The organism is Streptomyces sp. ID05-39B (assembly GCF_033794725.1).
Classification (GTDB): domain Bacteria; phylum Actinomycetota; class Actinomycetes; order Streptomycetales; family Streptomycetaceae; genus Streptomyces; species Streptomyces bobili.
The window spans coordinates 13,998-33,967 of record NZ_JARGEF010000017.1; the positions used below are offsets into that span (position 1 = coordinate 13,998).

At 71.7% G+C, this 19,970-nt stretch carries 19 protein-coding genes; 15 read left to right on the forward strand and 4 right to left on the reverse strand.

The annotated features are described in order from the left end of the window. Positions 1-726, reverse strand: a complete 726-nt coding sequence (locus tag P1P75_RS06715) for a 3'-5' exonuclease (RefSeq protein ID WP_086768990.1) — start codon at positions 724-726, stop codon at positions 1-3. A gap of 193 nt (positions 727-919) precedes the next feature. On the opposite strand from P1P75_RS06715, the gene P1P75_RS06720 reads away from it, so the two are divergent. The 3 genes from P1P75_RS06720 (at position 920) to thrS (ending at position 4,786) form a co-directional block, all read left to right on the forward strand. Further along, positions 920-1,486: a DUF4365 domain-containing protein gene (locus tag P1P75_RS06720; protein WP_319252483.1), complete on the forward strand. Its 567-nt coding sequence runs from the start codon at positions 920-922 to the stop codon at positions 1,484-1,486. Further along, on the forward strand, positions 1,483-2,718 hold the full coding sequence (locus P1P75_RS06725) for a hypothetical protein (protein ID WP_319252485.1): 1,236 nt from the start codon (positions 1,483-1,485) through the stop codon (positions 2,716-2,718). The genes P1P75_RS06720 and P1P75_RS06725 overlap by 4 nt, the downstream gene beginning before the upstream one ends. Before the next feature lie 91 nt (positions 2,719-2,809). Further along, positions 2,810-4,786, forward strand: a complete 1,977-nt coding sequence (thrS, locus tag P1P75_RS06730) for a threonine--tRNA ligase (protein ID WP_319252487.1) — start codon at positions 2,810-2,812, stop codon at positions 4,784-4,786. A 35-nt stretch (positions 4,787-4,821) separates the two neighbouring features. Here thrS and P1P75_RS06735 read toward each other — a convergent pair whose 3' ends face one another. Next, entirely contained in the window at positions 4,822-5,514 is a 693-nt protein-coding gene (locus P1P75_RS06735; protein WP_319252489.1) for a potassium channel family protein, read from the reverse strand. A 67-nt stretch (positions 5,515-5,581) separates the two neighbouring features. Here P1P75_RS06735 and P1P75_RS06740 point away from each other — a divergent pair, with 67 nt between their 5' ends. Continuing rightward, positions 5,582-6,145, forward strand: a complete 564-nt coding sequence (locus tag P1P75_RS06740; protein WP_319252491.1) for an HIT domain-containing protein — start codon at positions 5,582-5,584, stop codon at positions 6,143-6,145. A 322-nt stretch (positions 6,146-6,467) separates the two neighbouring features. On the opposite strand, the gene P1P75_RS06745 is transcribed toward P1P75_RS06740, so the two are convergent. Both P1P75_RS06745 and P1P75_RS06750 read right to left on the reverse strand, forming a co-directional pair. Then, the gene (locus tag P1P75_RS06745) at positions 6,468-8,129 is read right to left on the reverse strand and encodes a hypothetical protein (protein WP_319252493.1); all 1,662 of its coding nucleotides are present in this window, start codon (positions 8,127-8,129) and stop codon (positions 6,468-6,470) included. 187 nt (positions 8,130-8,316) lie between these two features. Beyond that, a complete protein-coding gene (locus P1P75_RS06750; protein WP_319252495.1) occupies positions 8,317-10,512 on the reverse strand; it encodes an elongation factor G-like protein EF-G2 in 2,196 nt (731 codons plus the stop codon). Between the two features lie 312 nt (positions 10,513-10,824). Here P1P75_RS06750 and pgsA point away from each other — a divergent pair, with 312 nt between their 5' ends. From pgsA to yajC, 11 genes are all read left to right on the forward strand, one after another. Then, positions 10,825-11,505: a phosphatidylinositol phosphate synthase gene (gene pgsA / locus P1P75_RS06755; RefSeq protein ID WP_319252497.1), complete on the forward strand. Its 681-nt coding sequence runs from the start codon at positions 10,825-10,827 to the stop codon at positions 11,503-11,505. After that, positions 11,502-12,410, forward strand: a complete 909-nt coding sequence (locus tag P1P75_RS06760) for a phosphatidylinositol mannoside acyltransferase (RefSeq protein ID WP_319252499.1) — start codon at positions 11,502-11,504, stop codon at positions 12,408-12,410. The genes pgsA and P1P75_RS06760 overlap by 4 nt, the downstream gene beginning before the upstream one ends. Continuing rightward, entirely contained in the window at positions 12,407-13,573 is a 1,167-nt protein-coding gene (locus P1P75_RS06765; protein ID WP_319252501.1) for a glycosyltransferase family 4 protein, read from the forward strand. Before P1P75_RS06760 ends, P1P75_RS06765 begins: the two co-directional genes overlap by 4 nt. Before the next feature lie 138 nt (positions 13,574-13,711). After that, positions 13,712-14,257 (forward strand): hypothetical protein, encoded by a 546-nt coding sequence (locus P1P75_RS06770; RefSeq protein ID WP_319252502.1) that lies wholly within the window; start codon positions 13,712-13,714, stop codon positions 14,255-14,257. A 139-nt stretch (positions 14,258-14,396) separates the two neighbouring features. After that, positions 14,397-15,302: a pyridoxal 5'-phosphate synthase lyase subunit PdxS gene (gene pdxS, locus P1P75_RS06775; protein ID WP_319252504.1), complete on the forward strand. Its 906-nt coding sequence runs from the start codon at positions 14,397-14,399 to the stop codon at positions 15,300-15,302. A gap of 4 nt (positions 15,303-15,306) precedes the next feature. Next, positions 15,307-15,915 carry a pyridoxal 5'-phosphate synthase glutaminase subunit PdxT gene (gene pdxT / locus P1P75_RS06780; protein WP_319252506.1) on the forward strand — a complete coding sequence of 203 codons (609 nt, stop codon included), beginning with the start codon at positions 15,307-15,309 and terminating at the stop codon, positions 15,913-15,915. 48 nt (positions 15,916-15,963) lie between these two features. After that, positions 15,964-16,716, forward strand: coding sequence for a YebC/PmpR family DNA-binding transcriptional regulator (locus P1P75_RS06785; RefSeq protein ID WP_319252508.1), 753 nt, complete (start codon positions 15,964-15,966; stop codon positions 16,714-16,716). A gap of 205 nt (positions 16,717-16,921) precedes the next feature. Then, on the forward strand, positions 16,922-17,452 hold the full coding sequence (gene ruvC, locus P1P75_RS06790; protein WP_319252510.1) for a crossover junction endodeoxyribonuclease RuvC: 531 nt from the start codon (positions 16,922-16,924) through the stop codon (positions 17,450-17,452). Continuing rightward, entirely contained in the window at positions 17,449-18,054 is a 606-nt protein-coding gene (gene ruvA / locus P1P75_RS06795) for a Holliday junction branch migration protein RuvA (protein ID WP_319252513.1), read from the forward strand. The genes ruvC and ruvA overlap by 4 nt, the downstream gene beginning before the upstream one ends. A gap of 26 nt (positions 18,055-18,080) precedes the next feature. Further along, positions 18,081-19,175 (forward strand): Holliday junction branch migration DNA helicase RuvB, encoded by a 1,095-nt coding sequence (ruvB, locus tag P1P75_RS06800; protein ID WP_319252515.1) that lies wholly within the window; start codon positions 18,081-18,083, stop codon positions 19,173-19,175. A 187-nt stretch (positions 19,176-19,362) separates the two neighbouring features. Next, a complete protein-coding gene (yajC, locus tag P1P75_RS06805; protein ID WP_319252517.1) occupies positions 19,363-19,896 on the forward strand; it encodes a preprotein translocase subunit YajC in 534 nt (177 codons plus the stop codon). The last annotated feature ends 74 nt before the right edge of the window (positions 19,897-19,970 follow it).

Here is a 19,970-nt window from a genome sequence, read left to right on the forward strand (position 1 = left end):
TCACGCCGCCGCCGACAGCGCCGGGCGCAGCGGCCACGACGTGTCGACCGTTTCCGGGGTGCCGCTGCGCGCGAACCACGCCTGGAGCCCCCGGGCCTGCGCCGCGTGCCAGGTCGCCTGGAGCGTGTGCAGCTCGGCGGGGGACAGCCGCTCCAGCCGGGCCGCGAACCGCCGCCCCACCGCCCGTACGACCTCCAGCGCGGCCACCGCGTCCGCCGCGGCGTCGTGCGCGTCGGCCAGCGTCACGTCGTAGTGCCCGCACAGGTCGGTGAGGGTGCGGCGGCCCTTGCGGTAGCGGTCCAGGTGCTTGTCCAGGACCCGTGGGTCCAGCACCCGCAACGGCGCCGGCTCCAGCCAGTGCCCCAGCGAGGACGCGCGGTGCCGGCGCAGCTCGCGGTCGAGCAGCGTCAGATCGAACGGCGCGTTCATCACCACCAACGGCCGTCCGGCAGCCGCCTGTTCACCGAGCAGCTCGGCTATCTCGTACATCACCGGCGCCGGCCAGCGGCCGTTTCGCTGCAGGTGCTCGTCCGTCAGGCCGTGTATCGCCGTCGCCCCTTCGGGCACCGGCACACCAGGATTCACCAGCCACCGGCTCACCCGGGGCCGCAGGCCCGGCCCGTCCTGCACGACCAGCGCGGCCGACACGATCCGGTCGGTCTCGACGTCGACGCCCGTCGTCTCCGTGTCGAAGGCGGCCAGCGGCCCCTCGTACCAACACGTCATACCACCACAACCCCTCGTTCACCCACGGCAGCTGACGCGCCGTCTTCTGCCGCTCTGGTGATACCCGGGCTGTTTGCGCCGTACGCCGCGCGGAGACAACAGGAGTACGGGTCTTGCCAGTTCAGGGGCTCGACGCGGAAATCCTCCCAGCCCCCGTCGTGGGGCACCCCTTTGCTCGGAAGGCTGTCCGGTCATGGCGATAGCGCAGCCCGAGCGTGGCGGGCTGCTGCCCGAACGCACGGGAACCCACCGCGGCTCACTCGCCACCACGGCGTGCATGGAGACACTCCAGGTCGGCTATCTCCACGCGGTCGCGGCGGCCGCGGGCTGTTCGCTGTCCCAGCCGTTCCCCGACAACGGCATCGACTGGCACGTCAGCCACAGCGCCCCCGGTCACACCGTCGACGACGAGGTGACCATCAAGGTGCAGCTGAAGGCCACGTACCAGCTCCCGCCCCACCCGCCGGGGCGCTCCTTCTCCTTCACGCTCGACAACGACCACCTGCGCAAGCTCGCCCGCACCCCGGTGTCGGTGCACAAGCTCCTCGTCGTGATGATCGTCCCGCGGTCGCAGGACCAGTGGCTGCGCGCCGGCCACGACCGGCTCGACCTGCGGCACTGCTGCTACTGGGTCAACCTGGCCGGGCATCCGGTCACCGGCCGGACCCGGACCACCGTGCGGATCCCGACCGCGCGGATCTTCGACGACCGGGCGCTGTGCGAGATCATGACGCGGGTCGGGACGGGAGGCAGACCATGACCCACCGCCCACCGGACGAGCCCCTGACGCCGGTACGGCCGCACCCCGTCGACCCCGCCTGGCACCGGCCGCCCGAAGCCGCCGAGGTCGACCCGGGCGTCCTCGGCGCCCTGCTGCGCCGGCACGGCTGGCAGCGTCGCGGGGGCGCCGCCGGACGCTACGGCCGCTGGACGCCGCCCGGACCGGGCGGCGGTGGCACCAGCCTCCTCGTACCGGAGAACCGCGCCTTCCCCGACAGCGACGACCTGCTCGGCGAGGCGCTGCTGGCGCTGGCCCGCAGCCAGACGCCCGCCGCCCGCGAGGTGCTGGTCGCCCTCGCGGTACCGAGCGACGAGATCCGGTGGTGGCGGGACACCCCGGCCGGACCCGCCGAGGAGGCCGGGGCCGTCCCCTGGGCGGTCGAGGAACAGCTGCGCGGCGCCGCCCGGCAGATGCTCCTCGCCGGCGCGCTCGCCACCCGCGCGCGGGCCGGCTACCACGGCGCCCGGCACCGGCGGTCGGCCGGCGCGCTGCTGGAGAGCGTCCTCGTCGGCAGCGCCGCCGACGGCCGCGGCCTGACCGCCTTCGCACCCGTGACCCCGGCCCGACCCCTCGCCGTACGGCTCCACCAGGCGCTGTACGCCGTCCGCGAGGCCATCGACTACCGGCGCGCCACCGGCCGCATGGACGCCTTCGACAGCGCCGTCGAGACCGGTGCCAGCCGCGAACTGACCGAGTCGCTCGTCACCCTCGTCCGCGGCACCGAGGGAGCCCGGGTCGCCCTCGCCTGGTCGCCCGCCGCCGGAGTCCCCGAGGACTGTGCCGCCACCGACGAGCCCGTCGAGTTCTCCCCCGGCGACCTGCCCGCCCTGCGCGAGGCGGGCGCCCGCTATCTGCGCGAGGAACCCTCCGTGCCCGTACGGATCACCGGCACGGTCGTCCGGCTGCGCAGGTCCGGGCCGCGCGGCGAGGGCGGCGTACGGCTGCGGGTGATCGCCGGTGCCGATGTCCCGCACGTCCGGCTCACCCTCGACGAGGACGACTACCGCATCGCCGGCCAGGCCCACCTCGTCGGACTGCCGGTGCGGGTGCAGGGCCGGCTGGAGCGACGGGGCGGCTTCCGCAGACTCACCGGCGCCCGCGGCGTGGTCCCCGTGCAGGTGGACGACGCCGAACGGGACCGGCTGATGAAGTCGCTCCAGGAGACCGCGGAGATCACGGCCGTGTTCGAGGAGGCGTGCGGAGGGGACTGATTTCGCGGAGGGCGGTCCCGGGTCGGTACGATCGCCTATTGCGCGGCGATGGAATCGGGTCCGCGCTTCCGCCTTCAGTCAGGAGAGACCGGTGTCAGACGTCCGTGTGATCATCCAACGCGATTCCGAGCGGGAAGAGCGCACGGTGACGACGGGCAGCACGGCCGCCGACCTCTTCGCCGGTGAGCGCTCGATCGTCGCCACCCGCGTGGACGGCGAGCTGAGGGACCTCGCCCACGAACTGCGCGACGGCGTGACCGTGGAGGGCGTCGAGATCTCCTCCGAGGACGGTCTGAACATCCTGCGCCACTCCACCGCGCACGTCATGGCGCAGGCCGTGCAGGAGATCTTCCCCGAGGCCAAGCTGGGCATCGGCCCGCCCGTCAAGGACGGCTTCTACTACGACTTCGACGTCGAGAAGCCGTTCACGCCCGAGGACCTCAAGGCCGTCGAGAAGAAGATGCAGGAGATCCAGAAGCGCGGGCAGCGGTTCTCCCGCCGCGTGGTGAGCGACGAGGCCGCCCGCGAGGAGCTGGCCGACGAGCCGTACAAGCTGGAGCTGATTGGCCTCAAGGGCTCCGCCTCGCACGACGACGGCGCGGACGTCGAGGTCGGCGCCGGCGAGCTGACCATCTACGACAACCTGGACGCCAAGACCGGCGAGCTGTGCTGGAAGGACCTCTGCCGCGGTCCCCACCTGCCCACCACCCGCCTCATCCCGGCGTTCAAGCTGATGCGCAACGCGGCCGCCTACTGGCGCGGCAGCGAGAAGAACCCGATGCTCCAGCGCATCTACGGCACCGCCTGGCCGTCCAAGGACGAGCTGAAGGCGCACCTGGACTTCCTCGCCGAGGCGGAGAAGCGCGACCACCGCAAGCTGGGCAGCGAGCTGGACCTGTTCTCCATCCCCGAGCAGATCGGCTCCGGCCTCGCCGTCTTCCACCCCAAGGGCGGCGTCGTCCGCCGGGTCATGGAGGACTACTCGCGCCGCCGCCACGAGGAGGAGGGCTACGAGTTCGTCTACACCCCGCACGCGACGAAGGGGAAGCTCTTCGAGACCTCGGGCCACCTGGACTGGTACGCCGACGGCATGTACCCGCCCATGCAGCTCGACGAGGGCGTGGACTACTACCTCAAGCCCATGAACTGCCCGATGCACAACCTGATCTTCGACGCGCGCGGCCGCTCCTACCGTGAACTGCCGCTGCGTCTCTTCGAGTTCGGCACCGTGTACCGGTACGAGAAGTCGGGCGTCGTGCACGGCCTGACCCGCGCCCGCGGCTTCACCCAGGACGACGCGCACATCTACTGCACGCGCGAGCAGATGTCGCAGGAGCTCGACAAGACGCTCACCTTCGTCCTCGGCCTGCTGCGCGACTACGGCCTGACCGACTTCTACCTGGAGCTGTCCACCAAGGACCCGGAGAAGTTCGTCGGCTCGGACGAGGTCTGGGAGGAGGCGACCGAGACGCTGCGCGAGGTCGCCGAGAAGCAGGGCCTCCCGCTCGTCCCCGACCCGGGCGGCGCCGCCTTCTACGGTCCGAAGATCTCCGTCCAGACCAAGGACGCGATCGGCCGCACCTGGCAGATGTCGACCATCCAGCTCGACTTCAACCTGCCGGAGCGCTTCGACCTCGAATACACCGGCCCGGACGGCTCCAAGCAGCGCCCGGTCATGATCCACCGCGCCCTGTTCGGCTCCATCGAGCGGTTCTTCGCCGTACTCCTGGAGCACTACGCGGGCGCCTTCCCGGCGTGGCTGGCCCCGGTCCAGGCGGTCGGCATCCCGATCGGCGACGCGCACGTGGAGTACCTGGAGAAGTTCGCCGCGGCCGCGAAGAAGCAGGGGCTGCGGGTCGACGTCGACTCCTCCTCCGACCGGATGCAGAAGAAGATCCGCAACGCCCAGAAGCAGAAGGTGCCCTTCATGGTCATCGCGGGCGACGAGGACATGTCGAACGGCTCGGTGTCCTTCCGCTACCGCGACGGCTCCCAGGAGAACGGCATCCCGCTCGACGAAGCCATCGCGAAGATCGCGAAGGTCGTCGAGGAGCGCACGCAGGTCTGAGTCGGTTCGCAGCGGGACGCGGGGCCCTCGGGGAGTCAGCTCCCCGAGGGCCCCGCCCCGTCTCCGGCCCCGCCCCCGGGTGCGCCCGCCCGCTCGTCCTCACCGGAGAAGATCTGGATCAGCCAGGACGAGAAGGACCCGGTGACCGCGCCCAGCAGAGCCAGGCCGCACGCCATCAGGCCGACCGCGATGAACCGGCCCATCGCAGTCACCGGCGTCACGTCGCCGTAGCCCACGGTGGACAGGGTGGAGCACGCCCACCACACGGCGTCGCCGAACGTGCGCATCTCGGTGCCCGGCGCCCCGCGTTCCTGTGCGTAGACGGCGAGCGCGCCCGCGAATCCGAGCAGCAGCGTCGACACCCCCGCGTAGACGATCACGCGCGCGTGCAGCGACAGCCGTGGCTGCCCGCGCCGGCGCAGTACGGCCTCGTAGAGCCGCACGATCCGCAGCGGGCGCAGCAGCGGCAGCAGCACCACCAGGGTGTCCAGCCAGTGCCGCCGGACGAAGCGCCGACCCTGTCCGCTGAGCCGCCAGCGCACCGCGTAGTCCACGGCGAACAGTGCCCACGCCGCGAACAGGACGGACAGGCTCAGATCCCGCCAGGCGTCGGGCAGGCCGGTGGCGAGGACGTGGGCTGCGTACCCGGCCAGGAAGGCCAGCGAGGCGAGGGCGAGGGGCAGCTCGGTGCGCCGTTCCCAGCGGATCAGGCGGCTGTCTGCGGTCATCGGCCCAGCTTGGCCCGCATGCCTTTCGCGCTCACCCCGCCGACACGCCGCGAACGGGCGAAGCCATATGCTGCTTGGCATGACGAGTGAGCCGGAGCAGCAGATCGGAGTGGGGACGCGGGACGCGTTCCAGCGCCTGTGGACCCCGCACCGGATGGCCTACATCCAGGGCGAGAACAAGCCCACCGGCCCCGGAGCCGACGACGGCTGTCCGTTCTGCGCGATCCCGGCGAAGTCCGACGAGGACGGCCTGGTGGTCCGGCGGGGCGAGCACGTGTACGCCGTGCTGAACCTCTACCCGTACAACGGCGGCCACCTGATGACCGTCCCCTACCGGCACGTGGCCGACTACACCGGCCTGACCGGGGCGGAGACGGCGGAGCTGGGAGAGCTGACCAAGCAGGCGATGACGGCCCTGCGCACGGCGTCCGGCGCCCAGGGCTTCAACATCGGCATGAACCAGGGGGCGGTGGCGGGCGCCGGCATCGCCGCGCACCTGCACCAGCACATCGTCCCCCGCTGGGGCGGCGACACGAACTTCATGCCGGTGGTCGGCCACACGCGCGTGCTGCCGCAACTGCTGGCGGACACCCGGAAGATGCTGGCGGAGGCATGGCCCAGCCGGCAATGAGAGCGGCGGCGGGCAGATCCGGCCCGTCCGGCGGTCCCCCTCCGGGGGCGTCCGAGGACGAGGCCATGGGGGCCGGCAACGGGGGCCTGGGGGCGGCAGCCTTCAGCACGCCGTTCACCGCGCCCACGTGAGAGGTCCCGCCGATCCGCCGGAGGCCTAGGCGTCGTAGGTGTCCGCGAGAGCGGCGGCGGGCAGATCCGGCCCGGTCCGGCGGTCCCCCTCCGGGGGCGTCCGAGGACGAGGCCATGGGGCCGGCAACGGGGGCCTGGGGGCAACAGCCCCAGCGCCTCAGCCCGTGAGACCCCGACCCACCGCCGGAGGCCTACGCGTCGTAGGTGTCCGCCTTCTTCGGTGTCAGGTCCTGGACCGCCCCGCTCAGGGCCGACGAGCGCGAGCTGAAGTTCGCGATGTCCACGTCGTGCTCCTTGAGCACCCGCAGTGCGGCCGAGTGCACCACCCGCAGCACCGGTGTCGCCGCGCGCAGCGCGTCGTCGGCCATGAAGCGGTGCCGCCACGGCTGGTCGGCCCAGGAGTGCCGCAGGCCGAAGGGCTCGGGCAGGCCGATGGAGCCGCCGAGCCAGTTCAGCAGCGGCGGGTACCAGCTGATCGTGGCGCGCGCGGCCACCCGTACCACCTCGTCGGCGGTGACCAGCGGCAGGCTGATCTTGCGGGTCTCCCAGAACCGGACGGTCTTGGCGACCTCCTTGGTGGGGGCCTCGGGCTTGCTGGTGAACAGGGAGTTCACCGGGCCCAGCGCATGGCCGGTGACCTCGATGCGCAGCGTCTCGTGCAGCACGGTCACGGTGATCAGCATGGTGATGATCAGCTGGCCGTCCCACAGCGGCCACTGGACGCCGAGGTAGTGCCGGTCGCCGCCGCCGAACTGCTGGTTGTTGCAGATGTCCTCCACGGCCCGCGGCTTGACCTGGTACGCCTCCACGTCGGTGCCCTCCGGCCGGGCCACCGCCTTGGCGTTCTCGCCGACCGGAGTGACGATCCAGTGCCGTACCGAAGGAGGCGGGAATCCGCCGGTCTTCAGGCTCTGCCGGTGCAGTAGCTGGAGCTGGTCGTGGATGGCGCGCACGACGGTCCAGCTGCGGAACTCGTGGACGCCCTTGACGGGGTCGATCGGGGTCAGTTCCTCCGCGAGGTGCCAGGCGCCCCAGCGGGTGCCCATGCCGAGTATTCCCTTGGGACCGGCGTAGAAGACGGAGTTGGACTGCTGTTCGGCGCTCAGCCGGGCCAGGGACTGGCGCAGCTGCTCGGCCGCCGTCTGGCTGGGGCTGGTCGGCACCGCCTCGGGGACCTTGGCGCCGACGCTGGTGCCGGACAGCAGGCTGTCCCAGCGCTCGCGCAGGTCCTTCGCCGTGCCCTCGCAGATCCGCTTGGCCAGGAACCAGCCGGCCACCGGTGCGACGACCGCACCGCGCGCGTACCACCCGGCCAGGCCGGAGAAGGGCATGCGGAGCAGGAAGAGCGCGGCGAGGGCGCCGACGGCCACGAGCAGACCGGTGGCCAGTCCCGAGACCCGCCTGTTGTCCGCCTTCACCATGGTGGCCCGGAGCTGGAAGACCAGCAGCCACACCAGGAGGCCCGGCAGGAAGAGCACACCGCACAGGAGCATGACGCCGGTGAGCTTCCGGTCGCGCTCGCGGCGGATCCGGTTGGCGGCCAGGCAGTGCTCGACGACCGCCTGCGGGTCACTGCCGAACGACTGGATGAGCGGCTTCCGGCCGACGCCCAGCATGCGGTCGATCACCGCCTGGGAGAACGCCTCGCCGAGGTTGGGCCGGAAGATCTTGGCCCAGCCGCGGCCGGTGTCGACCGTCGACTGATGCCATTCGTTGTCTGCCTGCTTGATGTCCTCGACGGGGTTGTCCCGGTAGGCGGCCGAGGCCAGGGCGACGGTCGGCGTCTGCCCGCCGTCGCCCTGCTGGGGCACCTGTGGTCCGAAGAAGTCCGCGTAACCGCTGCCCACGGTCATTCCCGCCCCCGATCGCCGCCACTGTCGCTTCTGCGGCCTTCCCGACTTCCGTACTCCGCACACCTGTTGATCAGGTCATCAGCGTATATCCAGGCACGGACATCCGTCGGCGGACGGCCGAAGCCGCCCGCCGGATCGGAGGCACACGTTCCACACCGGCCACTTGAAGGTGGCCGGGCCTCAATCCCTAACCGTCCTGCTCCTGTTGGCGGAGCCGCTCGGCCACCTGCACCGGCATCGGTTCGTGCCGGGCGTACGCGCGGTGGAAGCGGGCCGTGCCGTGCGAGAGGGAACGCAGGCCGACCGCGTACCGGCCGATCTCGATCTCGGGCACCTCGGCGCGCACCAGCGTGCGGCCGCCGTTCGTCTGCTCGGTGCCCAGCACCCGGCCGCGCCGGCCCGACAGATCACTCATCACGGCGCCCACGTACTCGTCGCCGACCAGCACGCTCACCTCGGCCACCGGCTCCAGCAGATGGATCTTCGCGTCCGCGGCGGCCTCCCGCAGCGCGAGCGCCCCGGCGGTCTGGAACGCGGCGTCGGAGGAGTCCACCGAGTGCGCCTTGCCGTCGAGCAGGGTCACCCGGACGTCGACGAGGGGATGGCCGGCGGCCACGCCCTTGGCGGCCTGCGCCCGTACGCCCTTCTCGACGGAGGGGATGAACTGGCGCGGCACCGCGCCGCCCACGACCTTGTCCACGAACTCGATGCCCGAACCGCCCGGCAGGGGCTCCACCTCGATCTCGCAGATGGCGAACTGCCCGTGCCCACCGGACTGTTTGACGTGCCGCCCGCGCCCGGACGACTTCGCGGCGAACGTCTCCCGCAGAGAGACCTTGTGCGGGACGACGTCGACCTGCACGCCGTAACGGGTGCGCAGCCGCTCCAGGGCGACGTCCGCGTGGGCCTCGCCCAGGCACCACAGCACCACCTGGTGGGTGCCCTGGTTCTGCTCCAGCCTCATCGTCGGGTCTTCGGCGACCAGCCGCGAGAGCCCCTGCGAGAGCTTGTCCTCGTCGGCCTTGCTGTGCGCCTGGATGGCCAGCGGCAGCAGCGGGTCGGGCATCTGCCACGGCTCCATCAGCAGCGGGTCGTCCTTGGCGGAGAGCGTGTCGCCGGTCTCCGCGCGGCTCAGCTTCGCCACGCACGCGAGGTCGCCCGCGATGCAGTGCGTCAGCGCCCGCTGCTGCTTGCCGAAGGGCGCGGACAGCGCGCCGATGCGCTCGTCGACGTCGTGGTCCTCGTGGCCGCGGTCGGTGAGTCCGTGCCCGCAGACGTGGACGGTCTGGTCGGGGCGCAGGGTGCCGGAGAACACGCGGACCAGGGAGACCCGGCCGACGTAGGGGTCGGAGGCCGTCTTCACGACCTCCGCGACCAGCGGCCCGTCCGGATCGCACAGGCCCAGCGCGCGCGGCTCGCCGCCGATCGTGGTGACGCGGGGTGCCTCACGCTCCAGCGGTGTCGGGAAACCGCGGGTGACCAGTTCGAGCAGTTCCACGGTGCCGATGCCCTGCCGGGCGCCCTCGGCCGCCGGGGCCGCGGCCAGGACCGGGAAGAAGGTGCCGCGCGCCACGGCCCGCTCCAGATCCTCGATCAGCGTCTTCACGTCGATCTGCTCGCCGCCGAGATAGCGGTCCATCAGGGTCTCGTCCTCGCTCTCGGCGATGATCCCCTCGATCAGCCGGTTACGGGCCTCCTCGATCCCGGGCAGTTCGTCCTCGCCCGGTTCGGACTCCTTGCGCTCGCCGGAGGCGTAGTCGAACAGCTTCCGCGACAGCAGCCCGGTCAGTCCCGTCACGGGTGCGTGCCCGTCCGGCGCCTGCGGGCCGTGCAGCGGCAGGTACAGCGGCAGTACGGCGTCGGGGTCGTCGCCGCCGAAGGCCTGCGCGCAGATCCTCGTCATCTCCTCGAAGTCGGCGCGCGCGGACTCCAGATGCGTGACGACGATCGCGCGCGGCATGCCGACGGCCGCGCACTCGTCCCACACCATGCGGGTCGAGCCGTCCACGCCGTCCGAGGCCGAGACGACGAAGAGGGCCGCGTCCGCTGCCCGCAGACCGGCCCTCAGCTCCCCGACGAAGTCGGCGTACCCGGGGGTGTCGAGGAGGTTGATCTTGATGCCGTCCCATTCGACGGGCACCAGGGAGAGTTGCACCGAACGCTGCTGCCGGTGCTCGATGTCGTCGTAGTCGGAGACGGTGCCGCCGTCCTCCACGCGGCCCGCCCGGTTCACCGCTCCCGCCGTCAGCGCGAGAGCCTCCACCAATGTCGTCTTGCCCGATCCGCAGTGGCCGACCAGCACCACATTCCGTACGGACGCGGGGTGGTCGGCCGCCGTAGCCCTGCCGGCGGCTCCGGGGTGTGCGTTCGCCTTGTCGCCCATTTCTCTGCCTCCCGTGCACGGTGAGGTCATCGGGGCGCGGACACGGCGGCTCCGCGTGCGGTGGCGGCTCCGGCGACGCCCGCGGTCCTTCGAGCTTTCCACTCCCGTCACGGTGCGTCCATACGAAGGACGCGACGAGGCCATGAACCCGGCCGGGGCACGGGCCGGCCCGCGATGCCGCCGCGGCCCGGAAGCGGCCCGGCCGTGACACCGGCCCCGGGTGCCCGACGGTCGGGCACCCACGCGCGTGGCTACGATGGGCCAGCCGGTGGCCAGCAGGGGCCGCGCGGCCATACAACCTTCGGGAAGGCCATGCTGAACAAGTACGCGCGTGCATTCTTCACGCGTGTCCTCACACCGTTCGCCGCGTTTCTCATCCGCCGGGGCGTGAGCCCCGACACGGTCACGCTGCTCGGCACCGCCGGCGTGGTCGCGGGCGCGCTGGTCTTCTACCCCATGGGCGAGTTCTTCTGGGGCACGGTCGTGATCACGCTGTTCGTGTTCTCCGACCTCGTCGACGGCAACATGGCCCGCCAGCTCGGCCGCTCCAGCCGCTGGGGGGCCTTCCTGGACTCCACGCTCGACCGGGTCGCCGACGGCGCGATCTTCGGCGGCTTCGCCCTCTGGTACGCGGGGCACGGCGACGACAACGTCCTGTGCGCCGTCTCGATCTTCTGCCTGGCCAGCGGCCAGGTCGTGTCGTACACCAAGGCGCGCGGCGAGTCGATCGGGCTGCCGGTCGCCGTCAACGGGCTCGTCGAGCGCGCCGAGCGGCTCGTGGTGTCGCTGGTGGCGGCCGGGCTCGCGGGCCTGCACGCGTTCGGCGTGCCGGGCATCCAGTACCTGCTGCCGGTCGCCCTGTGGCTCGTCGCCGTCGGCAGCGTCGTCACGCTGATCCAGCGGGTCGTCACCGTCCGGCGCGAAGCGGCGGAGGCCGACGGGCAGACCGCCGCGGCCGCACAGGACTCCGAAGGGCGTGAGACGGCCAAGTGAGCGCACGCGACCAGCTGACCGACGGGCTGTACGGGCTCGGCTGGAGCACCGTCAAGAACCTCCCCGAGCCGGTGGCCACCCGCCTCGGCCGCTCCCTCGCCGACCTCGCCTGGAAGCGGCGCGGCAAGGGCGTCCAGCGGCTGGAGAGCAACTACGCGCGCGTGGTGCCGGACGCGGGTCCCGAGCGGCTGGCCGAACTGTCGCGCGCGGGCATGCGCTCCTACCTGCGCTACTGGATGGAGTCCTTCCGCCTCCCCTCCTGGAGCCCGGAGCGGATCGCGTCCGGGTTCGAGCCCAAGGACCTGCACCACCTGACCGACGGCCTCGCGGCCGGCAAGGGCGTCGTCCTCGCCCTGCCGCACCTGGCCAACTGGGACCTCGCCGGCGCCTGGGTCACCACCAAGCTGAAGACCCCGTTCACCACGGTCGCCGAGCGGCTCAAGCCCGAGACGCTCTACGACCGCTTCGTCGCCTACCGCGAGGGCCTCGGTATGGAGGTCCTGCCGCACAGCGGCGGCACCGCCTTCGGCACCCTCGCCCGGCGGCTGCGCGAGGGCGGCCTGGTCTGCCTGGTCGCCGACCGCGACCTGTCCGCGTCCGGGGTCGAGGTCGAGTTCTTCGGCGCCACCGCGCGCATGCCCGCCGGACCGGCCCTGCTCGCCCAGCAGACCGGCGCGCTGCTCCTGCCCGTGACGCTCCGGTACGACGACTCACCCGTCATGCGGGGCCGCATCCATCCCCCGATCCAGGTACCCGAGTCAGGTACGCGGGCCGAACAGACGTCTGTCATGACACAGGCGCTGGCCGACGCCTTCGCCACGGGTATCGCCGACCATCCGGAGGACTGGCACATGCTCCAGCGGCTGTGGCTCGCCGATCTCGACCCCGCGAAGGGGCCCTCGTGAAAATCGGCATCGTCTGCCCCTACTCCTGGGACGTGCCCGGTGGCGTCCAGTTCCACATCCGCGACCTCGCCGAGTACTTCGTCCGGCTCGGCCACGAGGTGTCCGTCCTCGCCCCCGCCGACGAAGACACCCCGCTGCCGCCGTACGTCGTCTCGGCCGGCCGCGCCGTCCCGGTGCCCTACAACGGCTCGGTGGCCCGGCTCAACTTCGGCTTCCTGAGCGCCGCCCGGGTACGTCGCTGGCTGCACGACGGCGCCTTCGACGTGGTCCACATCCACGAGCCGACCTCGCCCTCGCTCGGGCTGCTGACCTGCTGGGCGGCGCAGGGCCCGATCGTGGCGACCTTCCACACGTCGAACCCGCGCTCGCGCGCGATGATCGCCGCCTACGCGATCCTTCAGGCCGCCCTGGAGAAGATCAGCGCGCGCATAGCGGTGAGCGAGTACGCCCGCCGCACCCTGGTGGAACACCTCGGCGGGGACGCCGTGGTCATCCCCAACGGCGTCGACGTCGACTTCTTCGCCCGCGCCGAGCCCAACCCCGAGTGGCAGGGCGGGACGATCGGTTTCGTCGGCCGCATCGACGAGCCCCGCAAGGGTCTGCCGGTGCTGATGGCCGCCCTGCCGAAGATCTTCGCCGCGTGTCCCGACGCGCGCCTGCTGGTGGCCGGCCGCGGCGACGAGAAGGAGGCCGTCGAGAACCTCCCGCAGGAGCTGCGCTCCCGCGTGGAGTTCCTCGGCATGGTCAGCGACGAGGACAAGGCCCGCTTCCTGCGCAGCATCGACCTGTACGTCGCTCCCAACACCGGCGGCGAGAGTTTCGGCATCATCCTGGTCGAGGCCATGTCCGCGGGGGCCCCGGTGCTCGCCTCCGACCTGGACGCCTTCGCCCAGGTGCTCGACCAGGGCGGCGCCGGCGACCTGTTCGCCAACGAGGACCCGGACGCGCTGGCCGAGGCGGCGGTGCGGCTGCTCCGCGACCCCGAGCGGCGGGCCGGCCTGCGCGAACGCGGCAGCGCCCATGTCCGGCGCTTCGACTGGTCGACGGTCGGCGCGGACATCCTGTCCGTGTACGAGACGGTCACGGCGGGCGCGGCGGCGGTCGCCGCGGACGACGGGGGTTCGCCGGGGCTTCGGGCGCGGTTCGGCCTGGCGCGGGACTGACGGGGGGCGGGTGGTGCCTGTCGGCGGGGTGGTCGGGTCTCGTCCGTGGTCGTGAGGGTGTCGTCGGCGCGGGCCTGAGGGCGCCAGCCCGCGCGAGACATCCCGGCCCGCCTCGTGGAGCGGCTAGCCTTTCGGCCCGTGACCGCAACCCTCATCTGGATCCTCGTCGTCCTCGTCGCCATCGGCCTCTATCTGAGCTGGACGGCGGGACGCCTGGACCGGCTGCACGCCCGGATCGACGCCGCCCGCGCCGCCCTGGACGCGCAACTGCTGCGCAGGGCGTCCGTCGCCCAGGAGCTGGCCACCTCGGGCGTGCTCGACCCGGCCGCCTCGATCGTGCTGTACGAGGCCGCGCACGCCGCCCGGCAGGCCGAGGAGGAGCAGCGGGAGGTCGCCGAGAGCGACCTCAGCCAGGCACTGCGGGCGGTGTTCGCGGACGCACTGCAGCTGGAGGCCGTCCGTGAGGCGCCCGGGGGAGAGGCCGCGGCGCAGGAGCTGACGGAGACCGTCCTGCGGGTTCCCATGGCCCGCCGCTTCCACAACGACGCGGTGGGCGGGGCCCGCAGGCTGCGCGAGCACCGCAAGGTGCGCTGGTTCCGGCTGGCCGGCCACGCCCCGTTCCCGATGGCCTTCGAGATGGACGACGAGCCGCCCGCCGTCCTCATGGACCGTTCGCGCCCGTGACCGCACCGGGAGGCGTGGGGCACGCCTCCCGGAACCCAAAAGGATCCACCGGCTTCCCATTGGCCCTTGCTGTGGACTGGTCCACTCGCGTTTCCTCAGTGCGGTAGAAAGCCCTCTTTCCCTTCAGTGAGGTCAACCCGTGTCCAGCACCCAGAACCAGGCCCCCGAGACCGGCACCGCGCGCGTGAAGCGCGGCATGGCCGAGCAGCTCAAGGGCGGCGTGATCATGGACGTCGTCAACGCGGAGCAGGCGAAGATCGCCGAGGACGCGGGCGCCGTCGCCGTCATGGCCCTGGAGCGGGTTCCCGCCGACATCCGCAAGGACGGCGGCGTGGCCCGGATGTCGGACCCGAACATGATCGAGGAGATCATCGAGGCGGTCTCCATCCCGGTCATGGCCAAGTCCCGCATCGGCCACTTCGTCGAGGCCCAGGTCCTGCAGTCCCTCGGCGTGGACTACATCGACGAGTCCGAGGTCCTCACCCCGGCCGACGAGGTCAACCACAGCGACAAGTTCGCCTTCACCACGCCGTTCGTCTGCGGCGCCACCAACCTGGGCGAGGCCCTGCGCCGCATCGCCGAGGGTGCCGCGATGATCCGCTCCAAGGGCGAGGCCGGCACCGGCAACGTCGTCGAGGCGGTCCGCCACCTGCGCCAGATCAAGAACGAGATCACCAGGCTCCGCGGCTACGACAACAACGAGCTGTACGCCGCCGCCAAGGACCTGCGCGCCCCGTACGAGCTGGTCAAGGAGGTCGCCGAGCTGGGCAAGCTGCCGGTCGTGCTGTTCTCCGCCGGTGGCGTGGCCACCCCCGCCGACGCCGCCCTGATGCGCCAGCTCGGCGCCGAGGGTGTCTTCGTCGGCTCCGGCATCTTCAAGTCCGGCGACCCGGCCAAGCGTGCCGCCGCCATCGTGAAGGCGACCACCTTCTACGACGACCCGAAGATCATCGCGGACGCGTCCCGCAACCTCGGCGAGGCCATGGTCGGCATCAACTGCGACACCCTCCCCGAGACCGAGCGCTACGCCAACCGCGGCTGGTAGTCACATGAGCGAGGCACCTGTCATCGGCGTCCTGGCCCTCCAGGGCGACGTACGGGAGCACCTCATCGCCCTGGCCGCGGCCGACGCCGTGGCCAGGCCGGTCAGGCGCCCCGAGGAACTCGCCGAGGTCGACGGCCTGGTCATCCCCGGCGGCGAGTCCACCACCATCTCCAAGCTGGCCGTCCTCTTCGGCGTACTGGAGCCCCTCCGCGAACGCGTGCGGGCCGGCCTGCCCGTCTACGGCACCTGCGCCGGCCTGATCCTGCTCGCCGACAAGATCCTCGACCCGCGCTCGGGCCAGGAGACGATCGGCGGCATCGACATGATCGTGCGCCGCAACGCCTTCGGACGGCAGAACGAGTCCTTCGAAGCGGCCGTCGACATCAAGGGCGTCGAGGGCGATCCCGTGGAGGGCGTCTTCATCCGTGCCCCCTGGGTGGAGTCCGTCGGTGCCGGCACCGAGGTGCTGGCCGAGCACGAGGGCCACATCGTCGCCGTCCGCCAGGGAAACGCGCTCGCCACGTCGTTCCACCCGGAGCTGACGGGCGACCACCGGGTCCACTCCCTGTTCGTGGACATGGTGCGCGCCAACCGGGCACCGGAGTCCTTGTAGGATCTCTGGCGTTCACGCAGAGATGGGTTACGCGAAGGAGACAGGCAGATGTCCGGCCACTCTAAATGGGCCACGACGAAGCACAAGAAGGCCGTGATCGATGCCAAGCGCGGCAAGCTCTTCGCGAAGCTGATCAAGAACATCGAGGTCGCGGCGCGCATGGGCGGCGTCGACATCGACGGCAATCCGACGCTCTACGACGCCATCCAGAAGGCGAAGAAGTCGTCGGTCCCGAACAAGAACATCGACTCCGCGGTCAAGCGCGGCGGTGGCCTTGAGGCCGGCGGTGCCGACTACGAGACGATCATGTACGAGGGCTACGGTCCGAACGGCGTCGCGGTGCTCATCGAGTGCCTCACCGACAACCGCAACCGCGCCGCATCCGACGTCCGCGTCGCCATGACCCGCAACGGCGGCTCCATGGCCGACCCGGGTTCGGTGTCGTACCTGTTCAACCGCAAGGGCGTCGTCATCGTCCCCAAGGGCGAGCTGACGGAGGACGACGTGCTCGGCGCCGTCCTGGACGCCGGTGCCGAGGAGGTCAACGACCTCGGGGAGTCCTTCGAGGTCATCAGCGAGGCCACCGACCTGGTCGCGGTCCGCACCGCCCTCCAGGACGCGGGCATCGACTACGACTCCGCCGACGCCAACTTCGTCCCGACCATGCAGGTCGAGCTGGACGAGGACGGGGCCCGGAAGATCTTCAAGCTGATCGACGCGCTCGAGGACAGCGACGACGTGCAGAACGTCTTCGCCAACTTCGACGTCAGCGACGAGGTCATGGAGAAGGTCGACGCGTAGCGCTGCCGCGAACTGAGCGGATTCCGGCGGGCCGGTGGGACACGTCTCACCGGCCCGCCGCCGTTGTCAGTGCCGGCGGATAGCCTGGCGACGTCTGTGGATCGCCGCCGTCCACACATCGCAACCATCAATTGGGGAACCACGACGTTCCTCAGCCAGGTCCGCGAGAGCGGCGGCGGTTCAGCCGCAAAGAAGGGGAGGGCACGTGCGCGTACTCGGGGTGGACCCCGGCCTCACGCGATGCGGTGTGGGCGTCGTCGAGGGCGTCGCGGGCCGGCCGCTCACGATGCTCGGCGTCGGTGTCGTCCGCACGCCCGCGGACGCCGAGTTGGGGCAGCGCCTGGTCGCCGTCGAGCAGGGCATCGAGCGGTGGCTGGACGAGTACCGGCCCGAATTCGTCGCCGTGGAGCGGGTGTTCAGCCAGCACAACGTGCGCACGGTCATGGGCACCGCCCAGGCCAGCGCCGTCGCCACGCTGTGCGCCGCCCGCCGCGGCATCCCCGTGGCCCTGCACACGCCCAGCGAGGTCAAGGCGGCCGTCACCGGCAGCGGCCGCGCCGACAAGGCCCAGGTCGGTGCCATGGTGACCCGTCTGCTGCGGCTGAGCGCGCCGCCCAAGCCCGCCGACGCCGCCGACGCCCTCGCCCTCGCCATCTGTCACATCTGGCGCGCCCCCGCGCAGAACCGACTCCAGCAGGCCGTCGCCCTGCACACATCGAAAGGCCGTACCGGATGATCGCCTTCGTGAGCGGACCGGTCGCCGCCCTCTCCCCGGACTCCGCGGTGGTCGAGGTGGGCGGCATCGGCATCGCCGTCCAGTGCACACCGAACACGCTCTCCGGCCTGCGCATGGGCCGGCCGGCGAGACTGGCCACCTCCCTGGTCGTCCGCGAGGACTCCCTCACCCTGTACGGCTTCTCCGACGACGACGAGCGCCAGGTCTTCGAGCTGCTCCAGACCGCGAGTGGGGTCGGCCCGCGCCTCGCCCAGGCCATGCTGGCGGTCCACGCGCCGGACACCCTGCGCAGAGCCGTCGCCACCGGTGACGAGAAGGCCCTCATCGCCGTCCCCGGTATCGGCAAGAAGGGCGCCCAGAAACTCCTGCTGGAGCTGAAGGACCGTCTCGGCGAGCCGGTCGGCGCCCCCGCGGTGGGCAGGCCCGTCACCCAGGGCTGGCGCGACCAGCTGCACGCGGCCCTGATCGGCCTCGGCTATGCGACCCGCGAGGCCGAGGAGGCCGTGACCGCGGTCGCACCGCAGGCCGAGGCCGCCGGGGGCACACCCCAGGTCGGCTCGCTCCTCAAGGCGGCGCTGCAGACCCTCAACCGAGCCCGCTGACCCCCTACATCCCCGAGGCACACCACATGAACTGGGACGACCCGAGCGACGCGACCGCCGACGAGGGGCCCGCCGGCCCCGCCGCGGAGCGGCTGGTGGGCTCTGTCGCCGACGGCGAGGACCAGGCCGTCGAGGCCGCCCTGCGCCCCAAGGACCTGGGCGAGTTCATCGGCCAGGAGAAGGTCCGCGAGCAGCTGGACCTCGTCCTGCGGGCCGCCCGCGCGCGTGGCGCGACCGCCGACCATGTGCTGCTCTCCGGCGCCCCCGGCCTCGGCAAGACCACCCTCTCGATGATCATCGCCGCCGAGATGGGCGCCCCGATCCGCATCACCAGCGGCCCCGCCATCCAGCACGCGGGGGACCTCGCCGCGATCCTCTCCTCCCTCCAGGAGGGCGAGGTCCTCTTCCTCGACGAGATCCACCGCATGTCCCGGCCCGCCGAGGAGATGCTCTACATGGCGATGGAGGACTTCCGCGTCGACGTCATCGTCGGCAAGGGCCCCGGCGCCACCGCCATCCCCCTGGAGCTGCCCCCGTTCACCCTGGTCGGCGCCACCACGCGCGCGGGCCTGCTGCCGCCCCCGCTGCGCGACCGCTTCGGTTTCACCGCGCACATGGAGTTCTACGAGCCGGCCGAGCTGGAGCGGGTGATCCACCGCTCGGCGAACCTCCTCGACGTCGAGATCGACACCGTCGGCGCCGCCGAGATCGCCGGCCGCTCCCGCGGCACGCCTCGCATCGCCAACCGCCTGCTGCGGCGCGTACGTGACTACGCGCAGGTCAAGGCGGACGGCGTGATCACCCGCGAGATCGCGGAGGCGGCCCTGAAGGTCTACGAGGTCGACGCCCGCGGACTCGACCGCCTCGACCGCGCCGTCCTTCAGGCACTGCTGAAGCTGTTCGGCGGCGGACCGGTCGGCCTTTCCACGCTCGCCGTCGCGGTGGGGGAGGAGCGTGAGACCGTGGAGGAGGTCGCCGAACCCTTCCTCGTCCGCGAGGGCCTGCTCGCCCGCACGCCCCGTGGCCGGGTCGCGACCCCCGCCGCCTGGACCCACCTCGGCCTGACCCCGCCCCGCCCAGCCACGGCGGGAAACGGACAACAGGACCTGTTCGGGGCGTGACGGCGGGGGCATCCGGCCGGGATCGGACGGGGCCATGGCGGTGCCAGGAACCCTGGTGCCATGCTGAGCGTTGTTCAGTGCGCGCGGACTCGCTTAGACTCCGCCGATGCTGCCCTTGTCGGCAGCGCACATACCCCCAACCATCAGGCCGCTCACCATCGCGGTCGCGTGAAGGAAGTACCGACCCGTGAGTCTCGTGACCATCCTCCCGTTCGTCGTGCTCATCGGGGCCATGTTCCTGATGACGCGGTCGGCGAAGAAGAAGCAGCAGCAGGCTGCGGACATGCGTAACCAGATGCAGCCCGGAAGCGGTGTCCGCACGATCGGGGGCATGTACGCGACGGTCAAGGAGGTCAGCGAGGACACGGTCCTCCTCGACGCCGGCCCGGGTGTGGACCTGCTCTTCGCGAAGAACTCGATCGGTGCCGTCCTGACGGACGACGAGTACAACCGCATCGTCCACGGCATCGAGCACGACCTGAAGTCCGACGCCGACGTCGTCCCCGACGACGCCTCCTCCCTCACCGAGACCGACGGGTCCGCCGACGCTGCCGCCACCTCCGGTGACCAGAGCGTCGACCTCGGCAAGAAGGACGAGGACCTCGACGCGAAGGACGCGGCCGAGGCCGACGCAGAGCCCGAGAAGACCGCCGAGGAGAAGACGGCCGCGGCCGACGAAGAGCCGAAGAAGACCGACGGCGACTCCGACGCGAAGAAGTAGCCACGACCCGGGGCACGCGGGCCCGTCCCGTGTGCCCCGGGCGCGCGCAATCTCGCACATAGGGGATCCCGACA